Annotated in this window: 16 protein-coding genes; 8 read left to right on the forward strand and 8 right to left on the reverse strand. The window is 58.7% G+C overall.

Annotated elements, in window-relative coordinates:
• Positions 1-78 precede the first annotated feature (78 nt).
• The 4 genes from ACH82I_RS00550 to ACH82I_RS00565 are packed head-to-tail and all read right to left on the reverse strand — an operon-like array spanning position 79 to position 4,502.
• Positions 79-1,224 carry an NAD(P)/FAD-dependent oxidoreductase gene (locus ACH82I_RS00550; protein WP_413334776.1) on the reverse strand — a complete coding sequence of 382 codons (1,146 nt, stop codon included), beginning with the start codon at positions 1,222-1,224 and terminating at the stop codon, positions 79-81.
• The gene (locus ACH82I_RS00555; RefSeq protein WP_413334778.1) at positions 1,221-2,657 is read right to left on the reverse strand and encodes a sodium:solute symporter family protein; all 1,437 of its coding nucleotides are present in this window, start codon (positions 2,655-2,657) and stop codon (positions 1,221-1,223) included. Before ACH82I_RS00555 ends, ACH82I_RS00550 begins: the two co-directional genes overlap by 4 nt.
• Positions 2,654-3,805, reverse strand: a complete 1,152-nt coding sequence (solA, locus tag ACH82I_RS00560; protein ID WP_413334780.1) for an N-methyl-L-tryptophan oxidase — start codon at positions 3,803-3,805, stop codon at positions 2,654-2,656. Before solA ends, ACH82I_RS00555 begins: the two co-directional genes overlap by 4 nt.
• Entirely contained in the window at positions 3,792-4,502 is a 711-nt protein-coding gene (locus ACH82I_RS00565; protein ID WP_413334782.1) for a GntR family transcriptional regulator, read from the reverse strand. Before ACH82I_RS00565 ends, solA begins: the two co-directional genes overlap by 14 nt.
• Positions 4,503-4,761: 259 nt before the next feature.
• On the opposite strand from ACH82I_RS00565, the gene ACH82I_RS00570 reads away from it, so the two are divergent.
• The 3 genes from ACH82I_RS00570 (at position 4,762) to ACH82I_RS00580 (ending at position 8,002) form a co-directional block, all read left to right on the forward strand.
• Positions 4,762-5,331 (forward strand): helix-turn-helix domain-containing protein, encoded by a 570-nt coding sequence (locus tag ACH82I_RS00570; protein ID WP_413334784.1) that lies wholly within the window; start codon positions 4,762-4,764, stop codon positions 5,329-5,331.
• Positions 5,332-5,446: 115 nt separating this feature from the next.
• Complete coding sequence (locus ACH82I_RS00575; RefSeq protein ID WP_413334786.1) at positions 5,447-6,847, forward strand: peptide MFS transporter; 1,401 nt, start codon at positions 5,447-5,449, stop codon at positions 6,845-6,847.
• A 27-nt stretch (positions 6,848-6,874) separates the two neighbouring features.
• Positions 6,875-8,002 (forward strand): FAD-dependent oxidoreductase, encoded by a 1,128-nt coding sequence (locus ACH82I_RS00580; RefSeq protein ID WP_413334788.1) that lies wholly within the window; start codon positions 6,875-6,877, stop codon positions 8,000-8,002.
• Positions 8,003-8,087: 85 nt separating this feature from the next.
• On the opposite strand, the gene ACH82I_RS00585 is transcribed toward ACH82I_RS00580, so the two are convergent.
• The 3 genes from ACH82I_RS00585 to ACH82I_RS00595 are packed head-to-tail and all read right to left on the reverse strand — an operon-like array spanning position 8,088 to position 10,920.
• Positions 8,088-9,230: a class II histone deacetylase gene (locus tag ACH82I_RS00585; RefSeq protein WP_413334790.1), complete on the reverse strand. Its 1,143-nt coding sequence runs from the start codon at positions 9,228-9,230 to the stop codon at positions 8,088-8,090.
• A complete protein-coding gene (locus ACH82I_RS00590; protein ID WP_413334791.1) occupies positions 9,227-10,717 on the reverse strand; it encodes a sodium:solute symporter family protein in 1,491 nt (496 codons plus the stop codon). Before ACH82I_RS00590 ends, ACH82I_RS00585 begins: the two co-directional genes overlap by 4 nt.
• 2 nt (positions 10,718-10,719) lie before the next feature.
• Complete coding sequence (locus tag ACH82I_RS00595; protein ID WP_413334793.1) at positions 10,720-10,920, reverse strand: hypothetical protein; 201 nt, start codon at positions 10,918-10,920, stop codon at positions 10,720-10,722.
• Between the two features lie 170 nt (positions 10,921-11,090).
• Between ACH82I_RS00595 and ACH82I_RS00600 the strand changes: the two genes are divergently transcribed.
• The 3 genes from ACH82I_RS00600 (at position 11,091) to ACH82I_RS00610 (ending at position 16,691) form a co-directional block, all read left to right on the forward strand.
• Entirely contained in the window at positions 11,091-12,086 is a 996-nt protein-coding gene (locus tag ACH82I_RS00600; protein WP_413334795.1) for a LacI family DNA-binding transcriptional regulator, read from the forward strand.
• 1,028 nt (positions 12,087-13,114) lie between these two features.
• Complete coding sequence (locus ACH82I_RS00605) at positions 13,115-15,406, forward strand: AAA family ATPase (protein WP_413334797.1); 2,292 nt, start codon at positions 13,115-13,117, stop codon at positions 15,404-15,406.
• 463 nt (positions 15,407-15,869) lie between these two features.
• Positions 15,870-16,691: a hypothetical protein gene (locus ACH82I_RS00610; RefSeq protein ID WP_413334799.1), complete on the forward strand. Its 822-nt coding sequence runs from the start codon at positions 15,870-15,872 to the stop codon at positions 16,689-16,691.
• Positions 16,692-17,226: 535 nt separating this feature from the next.
• Here the strand turns inward: ACH82I_RS00610 and ACH82I_RS00615 are convergent.
• Positions 17,227-18,795: a YecA family protein gene (locus ACH82I_RS00615; RefSeq protein WP_413334801.1), complete on the reverse strand. Its 1,569-nt coding sequence runs from the start codon at positions 18,793-18,795 to the stop codon at positions 17,227-17,229.
• Positions 18,796-19,231: 436 nt separating this feature from the next.
• Between ACH82I_RS00615 and ACH82I_RS00620 the strand changes: the two genes are divergently transcribed.
• Both ACH82I_RS00620 and ACH82I_RS00625 read left to right on the forward strand, forming a co-directional pair.
• A complete protein-coding gene (locus ACH82I_RS00620) occupies positions 19,232-19,627 on the forward strand; it encodes a hypothetical protein (RefSeq protein WP_413334803.1) in 396 nt (131 codons plus the stop codon).
• Positions 19,628-20,583: 956 nt separating this feature from the next.
• A complete protein-coding gene (locus ACH82I_RS00625) occupies positions 20,584-21,495 on the forward strand; it encodes a hypothetical protein (RefSeq protein ID WP_413334805.1) in 912 nt (303 codons plus the stop codon).
• Positions 21,496-21,568: the final 73 nt, after the last annotated feature.

A 21,568-nucleotide genomic window follows, 5' to 3' on the forward strand; every position in this document is an offset into this window, starting at 1 on the left:
AACTACGGCACAACGACTGACTCCAATTGGAAAGTGCCCGGGCGCTGATACAGCGCCCGGGCACGGTTGTCGGCGACCCTACTGCCGGCCGATGAAGGTAGCGGGTTTAGCGCTAACTACCCCGTCTGCGAATCGGCTTGGTCGGAATACTTTGAGTAGCGGCGAGGTGTCTCCTCGAACTTCATCAGCGACGAGCCGTCCTAGTAGGGGAGCCATTGTCATTCCGCTGTGGGTGACAAGCGAGTACGCCCGGTGATGTTCGTCGAGATAGCCGACGATGCTCAGTCCGTCTTCGGGGAAGCTGCGTCCGCTGAAGATGACCCGGTCGACTGGGATATGTGTGCCAAAGAGCGTTTGGAGCTCGGATTCCATGACGGCCCGGACGTCGTCAAGCAACTCCTGGTTCTCTCCTTCTTCGGTACGAGCTTCCACGGAAGGAATTTGGACGAACATGCTGCCGTCGCGTCGGGGTCGCACGTTGATCTTGTCGGAGATGATGATCCGGTTAAGATCCACGTCTGTGGGGGCAGTGACACCCAGCAGACTGTGCGTCCGTGGTCCGGGCTGAGACAGATCGGCCACTGGCAGTAGGAGGCCAGATCGATCTGCGATGGCTCCAGAATCTGCGCCGGCGGCGATGATCACTTGGTCGAAGTCCCGTGTGCCTCCGTCGGCGAATTCTACTGAGGCCCCGTCTGCGTTGGTGTCCACGCGGACAACTTCTGCAACTTCCGGAGCGACGCCGGCCCGTTCGAGGAGGCCCACGACGAGGCTGCCGAATGCTTCGTTGTCCAGGTGGGCTTCGAGAGGAAAGAACAAGCCTGAGTCCGTCGGCCAGCTCACAGTGGGTTCAAGCTGGCGTAGGCGGCCAGAGTCGATTCGTTCGACCGGGTAGTCAAGCTCCGCCGATTCAGTGAATCGCTCGTCCAAACCGGTCGCTTTGTCTGGTGTGCTGTCGAACATGATGCACCCGTGCTGGTGGAGCCACGTTCCGTGACTGGCGAATCGTTTCTGGAACTCTTCGTGAGCTGCGATTCCGGCACGGTTGAGTCGGTGGTATTCGGCGGGGAGTTTGTGGTTGGCGTTGATCCAGGCGAATGAGCGGTTGCTTGCTTGTGCGTAGGGTCCGGTCTTGTCGACGATCGTGACGTCATGTCCGTCTTCGACGAGGTTGAATGCGGTGGTGAGTCCGAGGACTCCTGCACCGATGACGAGTATCTTCATGAAAGGGCTCTTTCTTCTTCGGAGAGTGTTCGGGCTTGCGGTTTCTTCACGGCAAGCATGATCAGGTAGGCGATGAGGCTTGCGATGATGCCGAAGACCGCGTAGGGAACGGTGGTGCCTGCGATGTGCGCAACCGCGCATACGACGAGGCCGGCCGCCATAGAGACGTATCCGATTGAAACGTCGAGGATCCATTTGTTGGTCAGGATCATGCCGAGGAGGAATGGTACCGCCAGCATCGAGGCCGAGTAGGCGTAAGTGGCGACGAGCCAGTTGAGGGCGGTGGGGAAGACGATGGCAAGGACTGCAGCGATTGCGGAGACTGCGACTGTGCACCAGCGAGACATAGCAACGAGGTCTGAGGACGTGTCCTTGTTCTTGACGAACGCTGGCCTGAGATCATTGACCAGGTTGACCACGACAGAGTGCAGTGCCGATCCGGTGGTCGAGACGATCGTGGCCATGAGGAACGCACCGTAGGCGGCGATGAGCCATACCGGTAGTTGGGCGAGGAACCACCCTGCCGCCTGTTCGCGGCCGTCGATGCTGAATTGGTCGGTCATGCTGCGAACTGAGGCCCCGATGATCAGTGCATAGACACCGGAGATTCCGATGAGGATGCAGCTGAGGTAGATGCCCTGTCGGGCCTGTTTGACGTTGCTGGCAGCAAAGATGCGCTGATAGTAGAGCTGGTTGGTCAGGGTGCCGGGAAGGATGGAAAAGAGCCACAGCAGGATCGTCAATCCGCCGGCAGCTGTGAGTCCGGTGGGCATCGTGGTCAGCTCGGCCGGGAGGTTCTTCACGATCGTCGACGGTCCGCCGGCGTTGATGATCGCGTATGCGCCGACGACGATCGATGCGATGACCATGAAGACGCCGAAGAAGAAGTCGGACCAGGCGACTGATGTCAGCCCGCCGGGGAGGACGAAGGCGATGGAGACCACGGCCATGATGATGATCAGTGGCGTGATCCCGATGCCCGTGACCGCGTTGAAGAGGTTGGCGAAGGCGATGAACTGTGTGGCCAGCCAGCCGAATGGGACGACGATGACGGCCAGCGCGACCATGGAGAGCATGAGTCGGTGCTCGCCGTAGAGCCTCGTGAAGACTTCGGGAATGGTGGAGAACGTCCGGCGGCGCAGCCATCCCGCGAAGATCGCAATGACGAGGAGGCCGACGATGACGAAGATTTCGTACCAGAACACCGATAGGCCCCATGCGTAGGCGATGCCAACGTGGGCGACGAGTACGCCGCCGCCGACTGCGGTGGCGTATTGGGTGAAGGCGATGACGTAGAGCGGGAGGTTGCGGCCGCCGACGACCCAGGAGTCGTTGGATTTGGCGCGTTTGCCGACATAGAACGAGATGAGGGCTCCGATGCCGATGACGATGGCAGCAGTGACTGAGATGAGTACTGTGGTGCCGATGTTCATGACGGGCTCCGATCAAAGCGCTGAGAGTCCATGATGGCGATCGCATCTGATGAGGTGCCCGTTTCGACGAAGTCGCTGACGATGGAGCCCATCATCGGTGAGAATTTGAATCCTTGACCGGACATGCCCACGGCCAAAACGATGCGTGAGTCGGTATTTGACGGGCCGACGATCGGAGCACCGTCGATGGTGAATCCTTCGGTCCATGTGGATACGCGGTAAGGAATGGGGTCGACCCCGGGCATGAGGCGCGCAACGGCGTGCTCAGTCGACTGGACGACCTCGTTCTCGATGAAACGGGGGAGGTCATCGACTGAGTCCAGAGTCTTCCACGCGAGGTGGTGCGGCAGAATCTTGATACCGAGCCCGTCGAGAGCAGGGAAGCAGGAGAATCCACCTTCTGGATGCCGACGAATGGAGATCGGCATGTGTTTTGGCGTGTGCAAGGGGACGTCTTTGGCTGGGAACCACATGGCGACCAAGCGCAATGCCTCGACGGTGCTGGAGTCGAACTCGGTCAGTTCGTTCACCCATGGGCCGGTGGAGACGACGATCTTGTCGAACGCGTAAGCTCCATCGGCGGTGTCGACCATAACGGAATGGCTCAGTGATCGGATGTTGAGCACTCGAGTATAGGCCTTGAAGTTGGCCCCGAGTCGCTCGGCTTCCTTGCGGGCGGCGAGGACGGCAGCTTCTGGTCGAAATACTCCGGCGACCGGATCGAAGACGCCGACTTCGTCGCTGTCGAGCCCGAACTGTGGGTACCTCTTCGCCATCTCCGCTTGCGAGAGCACTTCGTGGTCGAGGTCCGCGGCCTGTGCACAGTCGATGACGGCTGCGACGTCTTCAATGTCGGGGTGGCCGATCATGAGTCCTCCGCACATGGTGAGCACGGAGGTGTTCTGGTTACTCTGCAGTTCTTGCCACTTGTCGAAGGACTTCCTCAGGATGGGCACGTATTCCGGGCCCTCCTTGTAGATGGTTCGAAAAATGCGGGATTCGCCAGCTGATGCGCCTCGGTCGTTGGGGGAGTTCCACTGGTCGTACACAGTGACGTCGTAGCCTCGGGTGGCCAATTGCCATGCGGTCATTGTTCCGATGATGCCGGCTCCGATGACGGCGATCTTCTCAGGGTTAGCTGTTATCAATTTGACTGACCTCCAGAGTCATATTTCGGGGGTGGATGAAAAACTCGGCGACCTCGATGATGGAGTCATCGACCAGATGGGTGGTGCGCTGTTGGCGTATGACTGGTTCCGAGGAAGAAATTTCGAGATGGCTGGCGTCGAACGTTTCCAGGAGAGCTGCCCTAAGGACGGTGTTTGCTCGTCTGATCCCAAGGCCGAGCGAGTTGTAGTACGCGATTGTCGTCAGGTGTTCCAGGTTCTGCGAGAGGACTTCTGGCGCACGGCTGAGATTGATGCAGCACCGTTCGAGAGCCAGTGGCTGACCATCAGAGCTGTACTTCATCCTCGTCAGCGCAGCAGTTGGTTGCCCTTTTGGGAACACGTTCCGGCTGAGTGGAAATGATTCGGCTGAGGAGACTTCGACGCTGACGACTTTATGGTCGCCGTCGACTTCAGGGCTGGTCAGCGAAGGATCCATCATCCGGAGCAGGTTGGTGCGCAGGCCAGTTGAAGCGACGATCGTTCCGGATCCGCGTTTGCGAGAGACGAGGCCGGCTTCCACCAACGCGTTCATTGCCTTCTGCACGGGGTTGCGACTGACGACGAAACGCTCCATGAGTTCCTTCTCCGTGGGGAGTTTTTGCCCCACGTCGAAGAGCCCTCTGTGGATGTCTGCTTCGATGCTCTCGCGGATCTCAAGGTGCTTCGCTGTCGCCATACTGTGATGCTAGACACATGGATAAGGGATTGCAATAGTATAAAGGTAATTACTTTTGAACTGACTGAGCGATGGCGGCTCGGGAATGGTCCTTTGGGGAACGAGCTTGGACGTGTCCGGGGTCGAGCTGAGCGCGATCTTTTGTGCCTGACTTAGGATCGAGCGATCGAGTTCGCCTTGGTCCGCAAGTTTCATCAGCGAGACGGGAGTCGACTGAACCTGATTGACTTCAGAGTAAAAATAATTGTACTTTGAGTAAATGAGATCTGAGCCACAGAATGAGAATCTTCTCGGAGAGCGCTTACGGAAGCGCCGTTTGGCTCTGCAGCTGACCCTCAAGGACGTCGCAGAGGAAGCCGGCATCACGACGGGATACCTATCCCAGCTTGAGCGCGGCATAGCAATGGGAAGCGTGGCGACCCTACAAAACGTCTGCGGGGTCATTCGGCTCAACGTCGGCGACCTGTTTAACGAACCGAATGCTGAAGGCAGCCCTGTCCTTCGGTACGCCGATGCCGCCCGCAAGAGATTCGGCAACGAAGCGTCGAAGGTCAAGATCTCTCCGTCGCACTTCGATCATCTTGAAGTGCTCGTGGGGCACTTCGAGCCAGGAGGCGACACCGGAGTCGAGCCCTACACTCACGGGGCGTCCGAGGAGATCCTTCTCGTCATCGAGGGGGAGGTCGAAGTCACCATCGACGGCACGACAAACCGACTGACCACATTGGACTCGCTTCACTACAAGAGCGATCAACCCCACCGGGTGGCCGAAGCCACCGGCACCGCAGCCGCTCGCGTCGTGTGGATGATGGCTCCTCCGACGTACTGAAACCAGTTGATTGCACCAACGACGCTGCTCCCATGAAAGAAGGAAGACGTTGACATCGATCCACAATGACGTGAAACCAGTGGCGCACCAGGCACGCGCTCGAGGCGTAGGAGGCATGGCCTTCACCGAGCTCTGGGAGAGATTCTCCTTTTACGGCCTGCAGAGCATCCTGGCCTTCTACCTCCTCTACGAGCTCGACAAGGGCGGCCTGGCTCTGGGGTCAGCTGCGTCGGCAGGGATTGTCGGCGCGTATGGGGGAGCGGTATACATCGCCCAGCTCGTCGGCGCGTGGTTGGGAGAGCGTGTCCTCAGCCCGAAGCGGCTCGTTCTCATCGGCGGAATAGTCATCGCCCTCGGCCATATCGCGCTGGCATTCGTCCCGGGAATGCCCGGGCTCTCAGTCGGTCTCGTCCTCATTATTCTCGGAACGGGAGCGCTCAAGACCAACATCACTTCGATCGTCGGATTCGTCCTCGAGAACGAGACGGACGCCAGGAGGGACGCCGGTTTCTCGTACTTCTACATGGCGATCAACACCGGCGCAGTCCTCGGGCCTCTCGCTACAGGGTTCGTGCAGGAGAGCTGGGGCTTCCACCCCGGCTTTGCTCTCGCCGCTATTGGAATGATCGTCGCCCTCGTGCAATACGTGTTCTCGTCACGGAACCTCCCAGAACGTGCCGCTCAGATCACTCGCCCCCTGTCGCGAACGGGTGCACGCAATGCCATCTGCCTGACCTTTGTCGCGATCATTGCCATCATCATCGCCTCGTGGACCGGCGTGCTGGCAGCGGAGAGCCTCTCCACCGTAGCCACGGTGGTCGCTCTTGTCGCGGCGGCGATCTATTTCGGGGTGATGCTCGCGTCGAAGAAGGTCTCCAGGTCGGAGAAGCGGCGAGTTGGAGCGTACATTCCTTTGTTCCTTGCTGCTGGCTTGTACTTCGGATTCCTGTTCCAGAAGTTCACCGCCGTTTCGATCCTCATCCAAGACCGGGTGGATCGTGACCTCGGCGGGTGGTCCTTCCCTGTCGGGTGGGTCGCGATGGTCAGCCCGCTAGCGGGTGTGTTGGCCGCGCCACTCATCGCGTCCCTGTGGAAGAAGCTGGGTGCACGGCAACCACGAGCCGGGGCAAAGTTCTCGATCGGCATGATCCAGATCGGCTTGGGCTTCTTGTTCATCCTTCTCATCTCCGCGTTGGTGTACCAGGAAGCAATTCCGGTGCTTCTGGTCCTGCTCTTCATGGTGATCGTCGGCAGTTCTGAGAACTTCGTCGGACCCATTGGACTTGCACTTGCGACACAAATCGCGCCCAAAGCTTTTACCGCTCAGATGGTCGCAGTGAACTTCTTGACGCTGGCACTCGGCTCATCGCTATCCGGCCTGCTCGGACAACTCTTCGCGGCCATCCCGAATAATGCGTACTTCGCCGGTATCGGTACTGTCGCAGTTCTCGTGGGACTGATCCTGCTCCTCGTGCGCAAGCCGCTACAACGAAATCTATACGCCGGACTGGACTGACTCTCGAACCTAAAGGAAGTGGACCCAATGAACACACCTCGCATTGCAGTCATCGGAACGGGAACTATCGGCTCACAGGTGCTGTGGCAATTGACTCGGCGAGGCGTCGATGCCGTCGGCTACGAGCTCTACAGCCCCGGCCATCCACGGGGAGCCGCAGGCGGGGAATCACGTCTGTTCAGGTACGTCGAACTCGAAGACATGCGGTACCTCCCGGTGGTCCAACGTGCTGACAAACTCTGGAACGAGCTGCAGGAGACTGCCCTCCCACGACTTCGCTCCCTTGATGGCGCGTTGACGATCGTCGAAGAAGGCACTGTTGCATCGACAACAGCTCTAGGATCGGCCGAGCTTCTCGGCGACCGAGCCGAGGTGCTCTCGCAGGAAGACCTGCGACGCCGGTACCCGGACTTCAACCTTCATGAGAACGAGTTCGGAGTCCTCGACTGTGACGCTGGGACCATCTATCCAGATCGTGCGATCCAAGCAGCAGCCAACGCTGCCCTCGGACAAGGGGCATCAATTCGCACAGAGTCCAGAGTGACCAGGGTTGAACAGCGCGGAGCTCAGGTGCGGGTGACGACTGGCGACAGCGACGAATTGTTCGACAAGGTGGTCGTAGCGGCCGGTGCGTGGACGTCTGCGTTGCTGCCCGATATTGCGCCGTTGCTGGCTCCTCGCCGGCTGCTGTCGACGTGGTTCCTTCCTCGTCCTGGTCGTGATCTGTCCGGGCTCATTCCGTACATCAGGGCTGCCCCGAACTACTCGTACGGACTCCCGACAGCCGACGGGGCGGCGATGAAGCTCGGACTCGGATTCGGCAATCACAAAGCGGTCGAATCTCCTGATGAAGCTGACGTTCGAGTCGTTGAATCGGATCTGACCGCGGTGCGTGAACTCGTCCATGATTTCTTCCCGAGCCTCGAGTCGTATCCAATGAGAATCAACCCATACTTCGAGGCGTATACGCAGTCTCGCATCGAGTATGTGGGCGAGCATCCGTCAATGAACAACGTCCTCGTCATGGCCGGCTTCTCGGGGAAGGGATTCAAGACGTCACCTGCGATTGGTGAGCTCGGTGCGCAGTTGGCCTTGGAGCAGGAAACTGGTGAGGAGTACTCGTTCATCGTTGAACAGGGCCACCAGCCGTTCTGAGCCAGTTTGAATCGCCAACATGAGGGGTCCGTTCTTGCTTATATGAACGGGCCCCTCAGGTTGACTTGGGCGATCGATTTGCGCCTTAGCGCATCGACTTAATCGCCTCCTGAACGACGTGGTGCCCTTGGTCGATAGCATCCCGTTGGTCATGAGTTACCTCGTGAACGGGATACTCGTCGAATGCCCAGACGAACGGATCGGGAGTGAGTTTGTCGATGCCAGCTAGAGTTTCAACCACAGCAAGTCCGCACAACGGGACGTACGCAGGTGAGTAGCCTCCCTCATGCGAGAAGACGAGCTTTCCTTCGCAGAGTGAATCGGCCGCAGACATGAGGACATTAGTTATCTGCGCATAGCCTGCGGCTGTAACGCACATCCGACCCAAAGGATCAGCCATCGACGCGTCGAATCCGCAACTGACTATGATCACTTCGGGGCGAAACGATTCGAGAGCTGGGACGACGTTCTCGGCCACAGTGGCTACATACGCGCCGTTGCCGCACCCGGCAGGAAGCGGAAGATTAATGTTGGTTCGCCTGCCTTCCTCACTCCCGGTCTCGTCGAACATCCCACTGTCCAGAGGAAACAGGCGGTCTTGGTGGACGGAGACCGTCAATACTTCTGGATCATCCCAAAAGATCTTCTGTGCTCCGTTACCGTGGTGAACATCGATGTCGACGATGGCTATTCGACGTGCCTTTCCCTGACGTCTGGCTTCTTCGATTGCGATGCTGACATTCGAGAGTATGCAGAACCCGCGACCCTGTTGGGGCTCCGCATGGTGGCCAGGGGGACGTACAAGCGCGTACGAGTTGTCGACGGTACTGTCAAGCACGTTAAGGAGCGCCGAAGTCGTTGCGCCGGCTGCCATCTGTGCGATTTCATAGCTGCCAGGGCCAAAGGGCGAGGTGCCGTCACCGGCGTCACCGCCTCCAGAATTGCTCTGATCGATGATGCGGTCGACGTAATCTTCCGTGTGTACCGAAAGGATTTGTTCCTTTGAGGCAAGGTCAAATTCCAAGTTAGTCAGATTTCTCCGAAGTCCGCTGACTTCGATGAGGCTCGCCATTCGGGTCTTCGACGCCGAGCTTTCAAAGTGCTCCAGCGGCTGAAGCAAGCCGCCTGCGGGGAGGAAGCCGACGTGGGTAGAGGTATCGTGCCATCCGAACCTTTCGTGCCAAATGTAGCCGGTCCTGCGTGTAGTCGTGTGTTCTGCATGTGTCATGATGCTTGCTTCTCATCTTTCTGATTCTGGTTGAGTTCGTCGAAGAGGTTGTCGACTCGATTCTGTTCATTCGCGCTATTGGGTATGAGCAGGCTGACTGCGACCATCACTCCGGTGTTGACGATTAGCCCGGCGATTCCTGAGGTCATCCCGCCTAGCCAGGGCACGGAGATCGGATAGAAGATTTGCACGATCGCGGCGGTACCGAAGCCGAGAACCATTCCCAGGATGGCACTGAGAGCAGTTGTTCGTCGCCAAAAGATGCCAAGGAACAGTGTCGGGGCGAGCTGGCAGATTCCTTGGTAGGAAACTTGGGCCCACAACACGAGCCCTGTTGTGGTAGATGCGGTTGCCAGCGCCCCGAGCGAGGAAAGGATCGTGACAGCAGCAACGGAGATCTTGCCGATCCGTGCGTTCTGAATCTCTTGCTTCCTCATCGGTCCGATGATGTCGTTGGCGGTCATGGCTCCGATTGCCTGGAGGTTCGCGCCGACGTTGCCCATTGAACCGCACAATACGCAGATGCCGGCGAGGCCGAGCAGTAGGGGACCTCCGAATGAAGCCAAGACGAACCACACGGTATCTGGTGCTGCGGCGACTTCTGGCACTGAGGAAGCTAGCAGTGCCATCACGTTGAGTGCGGTGGCGAAGATGAGCAGGATCGGAACTGCCTGGACGGATGTGCGCCGGATGGTGTTCACACCGTTCTGTGTGAAGAGGCGAACGAAGATGTCCGGCCAGCACCATCCACCCAGAGCTCCAGTAAGAACGAGCGAAAATAGATAGAGCGGACCAAGCTCGCTTCCCGGTCCAGGCAGAATGAGGAGCGCAGGGTCGACTTGGGCGAATCCGTGGTTGTTGGCGATGAGCCAGACGATGAGTCCGAAGATGACTACGAATCCCATCAAGTACGCGGCGATTCCCTGAATCAAGTCGGAAATCATTACGCCTCGCATACCGAACTTGACAGTCCAGATCTGTCGGATCGTCAGAACGACGACACCCAGGACAACGGCGAGCACGGGCCCGATGACTCCGTCGGACGAGAAGCTGAAAATAAGCGCCAGCGACTGCATTCCCAGAACGACCCATGGGACTGATGCAACGACCCCGATGATTGCTGCGATAACGCGGACTGGCGTCGAGCCGTAGCGGAGTCCGAGCAGGTCTGCTTGGGTACGGAGATCGTAACGTTTTCCCCAGAGGTAGGCGGGCTTGGCCAACAGAAACATGATGATGGCGGCAAAGACGCTGTACTGGACCAGATAGAACCCTGTCACGCCGCTGCCAGCAGTGAGCCCTGCGAACGAAATGAAGACGGTACCCGGCAACCAGGTATTGATGAACGCGGCGGTTCCGTAGACGGAGTTGAACGACCGGCCGCCAGTTGCGTAGTTAGAGAAGGAAGAGTCTTTGGCTGAGGTGCGCTCCATGACGATGATGACGAAAATGAAGAAGACGGCAATCATGCCGAACGTGATCCACATGCTCAGTCGCCTCCCTCAGCGGTGAGAGTGATCCTGTTGAGAATGAGAACCAATGCCGCGACGAGAACAGAACTGCCGACGATGTAGGCAAATGACCACCAGGCTTGGCCAAAGATCCAGTGCAGGGGTGGGAAGAGTATGAGGACGGTGGCAAGAGCAATGATTGCTCTGACCGTTCGGGTGGGACTTGTCTTCTTTGACATGTGCATCAACCTTCGAAACGTTTGACTGCCATATGCCGGAACGTTCCGGCATTGATGAAGTGTAGTCATGCTCGTTAGCTCCGTGTCAAGAGCTCGGCCGCTAACGGCTGTCTGACTGACCGAAGGGCAAGCGGTCCGACGCTCGTCATCGGTGCTGATACTGTTCCCATATGACGCGCCCCTCGCCCACGCTGCATGATCTCGCCGCTCACGTCGGATTGTCCGTGACAACGGTGTCTGATGCGCTACGTGGGCAAGGTCGAGTTGCCGAGGCCACACGGTCCAAGATCCTCGAAGGGGCGGCCGAGTTGGGATACTCGCCAAATCGACCCGCGCAGTCTCTTCGTAGCGGGTCGAGCCTCAACGTCGGGATCTACATTCCCCGGCGGGTGCTCGGGATGGAGTTTTACATGGCGTTTGCGATGTCGGTCGCAGACGAGCTGGGACAGTATGGGTACGACCTGACGATCATTTCCGATGCGAAGGAACCGCGGCGGTGGACACAGTTCGCTGCGGTGGTGATCGTAGACGCGTGCTTGAGCGACGGTCCCTTGCGCGAGAATCTGGATAATGGATCGACCGTATTTACCGCCGGTCGAATTGAGGGGTTGCCGGACAGTCGGTTGGCTGGACTGATCGAGATTGACTATTGGAAGATGCTAACGGAGGCACTCGACGGGCTCGAACAGCAAGGTGAAGTGACTTCGCCCTTCCTCATCGCGTTCGAGCCGTTGGACAAGTATTCGTGGTCTCAGATGCTCATCGACTCGTTCGAGGATTGGTGCACCGTGCGGGGGTTGGAACCTGATGTGTTCACGGTCTCTCCAGACCCGAATTCGTGGTTGTTTTCTGACGATTTCTCACGACGAATCAGCGAGGGGAAATCGTATGATCTGGTTGTTCACGGAGGGACGCTTCTGTCGATGGCCGCACGTTCCCAGAAGCTGTACACCGAGCTTATTGAACCGGAGTCAATACGCACGGCAGTTCTGACGACGAGTGAAATTGAAACCCGACTCATCGATTGCGACGTCGCTCTTAACATCCGCGCAAAGGAATTTGGAGCGGCAATGGCCCGTCTATGCCTGAAGCGGTTGCTCAATGGGACGCGAACCTTTACTCACGAATGGTTCGAGCACGAGGTAGTCATGACCGAAGCCTCCTAAGGAGGCGCTCCTTACCCTCTCGCCTCAGACCCGCTGGTCCAAGTCGTTTCGCATAGTTCGGTGTTGCGAACACCACCTAAGTGAAACTTGGTGCGTTCCCATGACGCTGCGGGGCGTACAGACTGAAAAATCTAACTTCGCTCCTTCCCTAGTGAGACCGATCCTCTTGGTTTGAATGCGGAGTGCATCCTGCATTTGATCAGTTTGCCCTAGGAGACACGACGTTGACACAGATGCAATGGTTGTCTCAGGCATCATCATCTCAAAGATGGGAGCCATCGAGATCGGAGAGATGCTCGGTGAATCGTTGGCAGACCAGATCACGATCACGTTCAGGTGGCAACTCGTACTGCCTATGCCCCGCAAGATTGGCCATTACGGACTTGGATTCAAAGTTTAGTACGGGACCGGGGCACGAATGTTCCGTCTGGTAGGTCGTCTGCGTACCTCGATCGCCACGGCGAGGAGGCAAGTCAGTACAATTTACTTCCGCTCGATCATCGGACCTTGGGAGTATTTCCGCAGACCTATTGCAGAACTGGCGAATTGCTTCCGGCGCGGCACATGGTGCACCGTGGTTGACTGGCGGAGAGTTTGAACGTATCGATTCCTTCGGTCACAACTCCAATCCGTGGATAGTGGGATTGAGAACGGCGAGGGTTTCAATTGAGGAAATCTGCAACCTCAATTTCCAGTTCCTTGGATGGACTACGGAAATGGATGCCGAGCCGTGATCCTAAGCCGTAGCCGGCCGATCGATGCTGGCGTGGGGACTGCTTACGGGTTGGGTGCGTGTGTCGCCCGGCACGGCACCACTTCATCTGGGATCATTAGGGGACTATGTTGTTTCCAGATAATTAGACAGTGAGCTTAGGCTCTTGTCGGTTAGGGACCTCGATGAAGATGTGCCGCTTGCAATTCCGACGACCTGTCCTCGTGCGCGCCGACACGTCACGGCTCCTTTCGTGATGCGAAGGATTCGCAAGGTCAGCGGTGCCCGAGGCGCAGGCATCCTGGACGGGTGGTCGATGTCTGCGGGGACCGACGACTTTGCGCGAGTTAACGTCATTTACGGGGGCAACGGAAGCGGTAAGAGCACGCTTGCGCGCGTGTTCGCCCAGATGTCTGGACGGGACCTCACTGACCTAGAGGTCCAGTTGGAAGAGTCCGGACCGGATAGGACGACTCGTCGCATCAAAGATCGCGCGGACAGTTTCTGGTCGCGTGTGAGGGTGTTCAACAAGGATTTCGTGAGCCGGAATTTGTTGTTCGACGTCGAAGGCCGTAGTGACGTGCTTCCACTCCTGGTCTTGGGCGAGCCAAACGTGGAGCGGGACAAACGGTTGGCCGAGATCAACCCACGTCTGGAAGCGATCCCCGGTGAGTTATCCGAGGCCCAGAAGGCGTTTACGGAAGCGACGAGAGCCGCGAACAAGCTCGCTACGGACACGGCCAGAACCATTAGCCAGGAGCTGCAGCCAGCCGGCGGTCGATACGAATCGCGTAAGTACGACGCACGACGGCTAAAGGAAGCTCTTCTCTCGATAGATCTAGAGGCTGACAGCCGATCCGACTCCGAGATGGCTGCCGATTTACGCGTCGTCCAGGGCCGGCGCATGGAGCCCGTAGGATTGATTCAGCCGGTTAGGTTCGACCTGAGGTGTCTCGAAGAGCAGGTCTCTGAGGTTCTAGGGCAAACGATCACGAGCACCGCGCTCGACGAGCTCGTGGGAGACGCGAGCGCGGAACGTTGGGTCCAGCGAGGGGTGCAGCTCCACGAGCATCGCGGTGAATGCCTTTTCTGCGCCAGCCCGGTCACTCCCGAACGTCGCCGAGCGCTCGATAAGCACTTCGATGAGAGTTTCAAACGCCTTCAGGACCGAGTAAGTGCTCTCGACCGCAGCCTCGAGTCCGAACATGCCGCGGTCGCCGAGCCGCTTACCTTCGCGCCGGACCGCGGCCGCCTATACTCAGACCTTCATGAGAACCACGACAAGGCGATGCGGTCCCAGGAAGAAGCTATCGTCGAGTACCAGAGGCGCGTCGTTTCCCTGAGATCCGCCCTCGCGGAGAAGCAAGCGTCGCCCTTCAGCGTCGTCCGTCTAAGTGCGCTTCCTGGCCGGGCGGAGCTATCCTTCGAGCAGGTTAATGAACTGCTAAGTCGGCACAACGCGCGTTCTGCTGACTACCAGAAAGTCGTCGCGGCTGCGGCCCGGCGGGTCGAATCTGGGCGACTCGCAGCCATCGCGGATACTTACCGAGAATCTCAGCAGCGAGCGCAGACCAACTCAGAGCTGGCAGAGAACCTTCAGGGTGAGCAGGAGCGTCTCGAGCAGGAACGCACGAGTTTGAATGTGACGGAGCTGGACGCATCGCCGCTTGCAGAAGAGCTGACCCGGGACGTCGCCTGTCTCCTCGGGCGCGACGAGCTCGTTTTCGCGAACCAAGACGGGAAATACTCGATCGAGCGCCATGGGGAGCCGGCGACTGCACTGAGCGAAGGCGAGCGGACAGCGATCTCGCTGCTGTACTTCCTCTGCAGCCTCCGAGATGAGCAAACCAAGGACCTCGATGCGACAGTAATCATCGACGACCCCGTGTCCAGCCTGGATCAGGAGATTCTGGTCGGGGCGTCGAGCCACCTGTGGAGCGCGCTCGTCGGCAACGGCGCGAAACACCAAGTGCTCCTCCTTACACACAGTTTCGAGCTGTTCCGCATGTGGAGCAACCAGCTGGATCGACTTCCGCCGCAATTGAAGAAATTGTGCCCGTACTCCATCTATGAGCTTCGAACCCGCTATAAAGAGGTCTTCGACGGGAGCGCCCGCCGGGCACCGGTGCTACTCTCGTGGACGGATAAGAAACTTCGCACGAAGCTGAGGTCGCAGTACCACTACCTCTTCTGGAGAATCGCTGACGTCCTTCGGGAAGAAAATTCGGACGGCGACCTCGCCAAAGAGATGGAGGCAACTGCTGTCATTCCGAACGCTGCCCGACAGATGCTCGAAGCGTTCCTCGCGTTCAAGTACCCAAGCAAACTTGGAGATTTCGAGGGATCAATGCGTCGAGCATTCCGGGAGCAGAGCGTATCCGATCCGCTTCGACAACGGATCACTCGCTTCGTGCACCGCCAGTCGCATAACGAGGAAGCTAACATCGACAGGCCAGTCGGCATTGGCGAATCGGTTACTGTCCTCAGATCAGTGTTCGAGTTCATCGAAGCCGTTGACGCAGACCACTTCAACGAGATGTGCGCAGCTCTCGAACTCACTCCTTCGGTTGTGCTCTCGCGAGCGCCGGTTCCCGCTGGCCAAAACTGACGACGGCCGGCCACTAGAACTCGATCCGATTCTTCATTTCTATTCAGTCTGGAACTTTGGAGGACGGGCAGGCTCCATACGTCTCCCTCAGTGAGGTCGATGGAACTTGTTCTGGCTGCGATTCTCGTGCGCAGGGTCAAGTTCGGGTGAAGGATCAGCTCCCTCTGACGGTCTCATTGCGGGATCGCGATCTTCGCCGGATTGTTCCTGGCAGCGTTTACGCATCTGTCGGGCGTTCGATAGATTATGGAAGCACAGTACGCTCGGCAAGGACGGGCTAAGCGTCCTTCGCGTGACCTCGGCGAAATTATCGTGATCAGGATGCTCGGAGCGACCCTCGTGAGCTTGGCCATGGCCGCGATCTTCGTCGTCGGTACGAGCGCGGCTTAGGTTGACCAGGACGGAGGGGCGGGCGTATGTGCGGCCGCGACAGGGGTCGGGGTTGGCCGCCTATCCTGGTCACATGTCAAACGAGAGTGTTCGAGCGTCGCGTCCAGTATGGGGGTTGAATGAAAACACCACGGAGTTGCAGGTAGCGCCGGAACGAAACCCCCGCGTCAAGGTAATAGCGGGAGGCACATTGGTGGCAGCGGCCAGGGAGCTAGCAACGCTCCCTGATGCGCCGAACCTGAAGGTCAAATCGGGGGAGCACCTGGCTGGGATTGTTTTGGGAGCGTACGGCAGTACGATAAATGTTCTGGATACCGACGGAGGCTTCGATTTCGAGCTGTCCGACGATGCAGACCGCCTTTTCGATGGGAAGAGATATGCAATTGTCGAGGTAAAGTCGGCAGGCGGTGATTGGCGCGAATTCCACAGCAAAGGTGGGCCCGAAGATGTGCATAGTGTTCAAATCGAGCGCTACCAAGATGCGCTGATAAAGCTGGAGGAAGCAGTACTGAAGGCGGAAGCACAACTCAATTCAAAACATGCGGTCGGGCATCCGTCCCGCGAAGTCTTCTTGACTATCCACCCGTTCGATCTCGCAACCGATGTAGGGCTTTCAGTGGATCCGCGCGTTGCGCTGCACGCAGGGCTTCCGGCCGTTAATCAAACTCTCGAAATCGAGGGGTTGTGGCTAATGTTTTACCCCGGTTTGATCGCGCGTTGGTCACAACGGCACCGATGCTGGGTGCGGTACCTCGTCGCGGCAAGTTCGGAGCATTCGACGTTCGACCCTGGGCTTGCCGAGGCGGAATCAGCGTATCTTAAGGAGCTGGCTGAGAAACACGGTATCGAACCGGGATTTGCCTGGTCCGATGGTCTCATATATAGCCGAGACTGACGGCAAGAGCTCGTGGCTAATGAACACCTCATCGGAGTACAACGGCTGATTCGACGGTGTTCGGGAGGTCGACCAGGGGAGCGGTTCCCAGTCCAAGTTCAAATTCGTGGCGGTTTCGATAGTAAATCACCAACTAGAACACATTGATGTGGCCATGCCCTCCACGGGAGCCCCTCAGTAGCATCATCCGGCGGTGGCATTCGGCTTCTCCCCGCGGAGCCACTCACCGAGGCTTGGGCTGTGAGTGCGGTAGGGACGAAAGATCTTCGCCCCAGTGCCCTCAGCTGCTTCGCCTTGACCGAGAGCCAAGTTGCCGTTTCTGTACTTGGTGCGGAGGGGCAACTCCCAGAGCCCTACGCGCCTACTTAGCCATTCCTCGTGCGCTTTAGGGTTGTGTGTGAACACTTGACCGAGCATATGGAGAGAGCCGGACAAGCAACGCCGACAGCCACGGCTATGGCCAGCCAGGCGGGTGCATATCGTCAGCCACTGGGCGATCCCTATCGCGGTCAAGGGACCAGAAACTCGCTCAGACCTACTTCGCGACTCCGAAGGCTCGATCGACTTCCTGGCAACAGAACTTGTAACGTCGGGTGCTTCCGCATGGACAGGGCTGATATGGGCCTTCGCGGTAGCCATCGACACCGTCGTCTACTGTGGCGAGAGCAAACGGTGGGAACCAATTGGCGTGAATCATACCTCTGGTCACTAGGACGGAGTTCGTCGGTTCGCGCGGAATGCCCCACGGATGGTCATCGTCCGCCCGTGCAGGTGAATCGAATGTACCTACGCATCTCTCTGCGGCCGGCATTTCCTCTTCTAGGGAAGCGGAATGGCTGACTAGTGCAGTCCACGAAGTGCGGTTGTGTCGATTTCGCGCCCCACTCGTGAAATGATCCGCTGCTGCGGCTAGACCGGTAATTAGTGGTGGAATCATGCTACCCGTGGCTGCGCCGATTCCAAGTCCGGCGAGAATCTGAAACGAGTTCTGGCGAAGAGAGAGCCCCATCTTAGAGAGGAGACCGCGATCGGCTTCCTTTCTAGCGGCTTCCAAAATCGGCCGGAGCATCACCTGCTCCTGCTCGTGGAGGTATGCTTCGAATTCTTCTTTGGTCGCCTCTACGGGAGCTTCGGAATAGATTTCGAAGAGTTGCCGCCTGAACTCGCCGAAGCTGTCATCGTTGTGAACTCGGCTCAATTTCTCCGAGGTTAGTCCCGAGAACACCGGGAGCTCGGAACGTATGAGGCATTCTCGAACGAGATCGGATTTTGTGCTCCTGGCTCCCATTCCCTCGCGGCACACGAATCGTTCGTACTCGAACGGAGCACAGTAGGTACTTCCATAAGCATTCGCAGAGACGTACTCGCGAGAGAAATAGGTCAATGCGTCTAGGAAGGTCTTACGAGTTTGCTCTTCCCATGCTCCGCCGGCGAAGACGAACATGCCACGTTCCCCGTCGTGCTTCGCCAAGTCCTCGGGTTGGAACCTCCTAGCAAGCGCAATGGGTTCGGTCAAAAGCGAGTCAGCAAGCTCGTCTCGAAGTCTCTCGATATCGTCCTGCTGCTGGTGGTATTGAATCTCCATGGGAGCGAGCACCATGATCCCGCCCTCGATAAGCGGTCGCGCCTCCCGGAGGGCAGGTAAGACTCGCGCCAAGAATGCGCGCGTCTCTGCGATCTTGAGGCCCTCTCCCGGTAGGTACCACCCTGGAGCGGACGACAGGTACTGCTCGTTCAGGCGAGCTTCGTTGCTGAACCAGTCGGCGATCTGATCCTTGACCAGGACCTGCTCTGTAAATAGGAGACTCGATCGCACTACGCCCGAACCGATTCTCAGTGAGTCTGCCGAGGGCCACCCTCCGAGGTACTGAACGTTTTCGCGCAAACGCTCAGTCGGATCGTTGCTCGATGTGAATTTACGGACTTCGTCGCCCAGTTCCAGGATGCGGGATGCGGGCATCGCCCGAATGTCGTCGTCTCGATAGAAGAAATTGTCAATGACATCCAGGATCGTCGCCATGCTTTCCCTTTCCATCGACCCGCGCATTTCAAACGTACCGCATAACGGTTTGAAACTAGCAGACGCTTGCTCGCTCAGAATCATTCTTCTTCATCGGCTCTGGATGGGTAGGGGGCACCAACCATGCCATGTACGATGAAATTCGAGATCTGTAACCGTAGTCTCAAGCAGACGCGGAACTTCGGTGGGCAAACTGCGACCTAGAATCAGTGAATGACTGACCAAGGACACTACCGATTCGTTAATCCCCAGACGACGATCGGAATCATCTGCTCGCCGGACCGACTCCCGCTCACACCGCATGGCATTGAACCTTCTGTTTGGGAACGGCACCACTCGCCTGCGGTCACCGGTACGTCTGATCACGATGTACCCCGAGGGGCAGATACCCACGACGCTGCCCGGCACCGATCGTTGGCCTGTCCTCATGACGGAGATTGCGGAGATCACTGACTAGGTGCGGACACAGGCCGTGCCACGTCTCCTCACCGGAACAGAGCCAATGGAGCCTGTGCTACCCGTGCACTTCGAGATCGTGGCCGGGCACGCTGATGAACTTCGCGCGATCATCGACGGATCCATGTCCACTGCCGGGATGCGGTACAAGAACCGGCTCGGTGCCACATTTGAACGGATGGCCATCCCCGAATGGCTCAGCCAAGTGGACGGAGCACCGGACGCACAGCAGATCGCCCAGTTGCTCGATCAGCTCAGCGTTCATGAGGTTCTAGACCGTATGCGGCGGTTGACCCCGTCCTTCGACTACGGCTCCGACACTGCGCTCCACATTGTTGAGGCCATCAAAGAATTGCAGGACGAGGCCGCGGAGTTCGTTTCCGGCGGGCTGTCGGTTCAGCAGAACGGCACGGCGCAGCATTCCAGCATTCCGGCCGTCGGTGCCGGATGCGGCCGCTAGGTCGGCGCACTGCTGGTGATCGTGACCGCTCGACTACAGGGTCGAAGTCCACAATCGATGAGTTGCCGATTCGCCTTAAGTACCGCAATGGAAGCATGTCGACTGACGTTCTTCATCAACTGAGCGGTAGTCGATTTTGAGCGCACTTTGGCTCTGTGACCGGGTGTTTTGTTTTTAGGTCGTGGTCTTACGGGCGAGACTGGTCATCGAAGCATGTCTCAGTACGTGCTGCGTCAGCTCGCGACCGACTGATTCAGGCAGGCGGCCTGACGGTTGCGCGGCGGTCGTTGCGGCCGCTGCGTGATCGCGGTCGCGGCTGTTGCTCAATGAGTACGGTCGCTGAATGAACGCGGCGACTGCGGTCGCTGAGTGAGAACGGTCGAGGGCCGGTGGGATTGATTCCCACCGGCCCTCGTCGCGTCCCCGCCCGGCCCGGACTCCGTCGGGCGGGGCCGCCGTTCCGGGGACGCGGCCGAGCCACCCACTCGGGTGTTTATGGCCTGCAGCCCCCGTAACCTCGCAAGAATGACACACCCACGCGTTCCTTCGGTGCGTTATGTCACTCGCTGTAGGACGTGCGAGTTTCGGCGTGGGAGCGGGTAGCGGTGCCGGTTGCTCCGTTGGCTACGGCCGCCCGAAGCCCGCGCTCAGCAAATCATCGCGAGAGTGACATACCCACGCGTTCCTCCGGGGTGCTATGTCACTCGCTGTAGGACGTGCACGCGATGGCGGGGTGAGTCGCTGTCGCACCGGGTGCAGAGACATACGAGTGGCTGCATCATTGGACCCGCAGTGTGTGCGATGATCAGCGCATGGAAAAGGGTCCTGGTGGTGGATCAGCGCGATCGTCGTCGGCGTCGGAGCGCGGGCGGTCGGTGCAGGAGCGGCCGCTGGGCTTCGGCGCACTCATAGTCGCTTACTCCGTTCACCTTGTCGCATGGGCCGGCTACGTGGGCATGCACATCGCGTCAGAGAGCTACTTCGTTGGCCGGCCGTGGGTGACGAGTCTCTGCGGGTTCTTCTTCGCTGCGGTGGCTGCCGCGTGCGCACTCATCATCGGACGGGGGCTGCCCGCAGGGGTCCGGTCTGCATTTGCGCTCGTCAGTGTCATCGTCGTCCTGGGCGCCGGGCTTGTTGAGCTCGTCGGTCTGGTGATCTACGACGCCGACACTTCGCTTGCCGACATCGTCTCCATCGTCTTCACACCGTTGGCCTTCCTCCCGTACATCGGGATTCTGGTCTACCCATTCCTACTGGCCGGCGTGGTCGTCTGGCTGACCACATCCAAGCGAGATGCAGCCCCTCGCCTTCGAGAGACGTCGGCGGCAGGGGAGACCCCCGCGGCAGGGGAGACCCCTGCGGCAGTCAACGGCGCTTTTCAACAGGGCGGTCGTCGTCGCACGAGAATCGCGTTTGCTGCCTGGGCGCTGTCTTTTGTTGCCAGTCTCATCGTCATCACCGTCCTCACCGTCGAATTTCTCGCCCCCGCCGATGTCATGACAGGCGAAACCTGGGAAGTGAAGTTCGGTCTGATGGCGCTGGCCGGAATCATCGGGGCCGTGTCACTGGTAGGGATCCGCCGACCTGTCTCGACCGTGGCCACCTCCGTCCCCGTCGCTTATGCTCTCGGCATCATCACCATCTTCGCCCTGGTCTCCGCCAACCTGCTGAGCAGTCTGTCGACGGCTCAGGCAGTGTATTCGGACTCCACTGGAATCGGCGGCGCGCTCCTATGGATACTCGTTGCCGTCATGTTCCCGTTGGCCGGAGTAGTTGCCCTCATCATGACGGCGCTCGTGGTGCTCCTGCGGCCTCGCATGGACGGCGATCCTCGGAGAGTCAAGCTCAGCAAATCATCGCGAGAGTGACATAACCACCCGGTGCTACGGTGCGTTATGTCACTCGCTGTAGGACGTGTGGGCTGGGCGGGCGCGTGCCGGG

This window comes from Brevibacterium sp. GP-SGM9 (assembly GCF_047300845.1).
GTDB lineage: Bacteria > Actinomycetota > Actinomycetes > Actinomycetales > Brevibacteriaceae > Brevibacterium.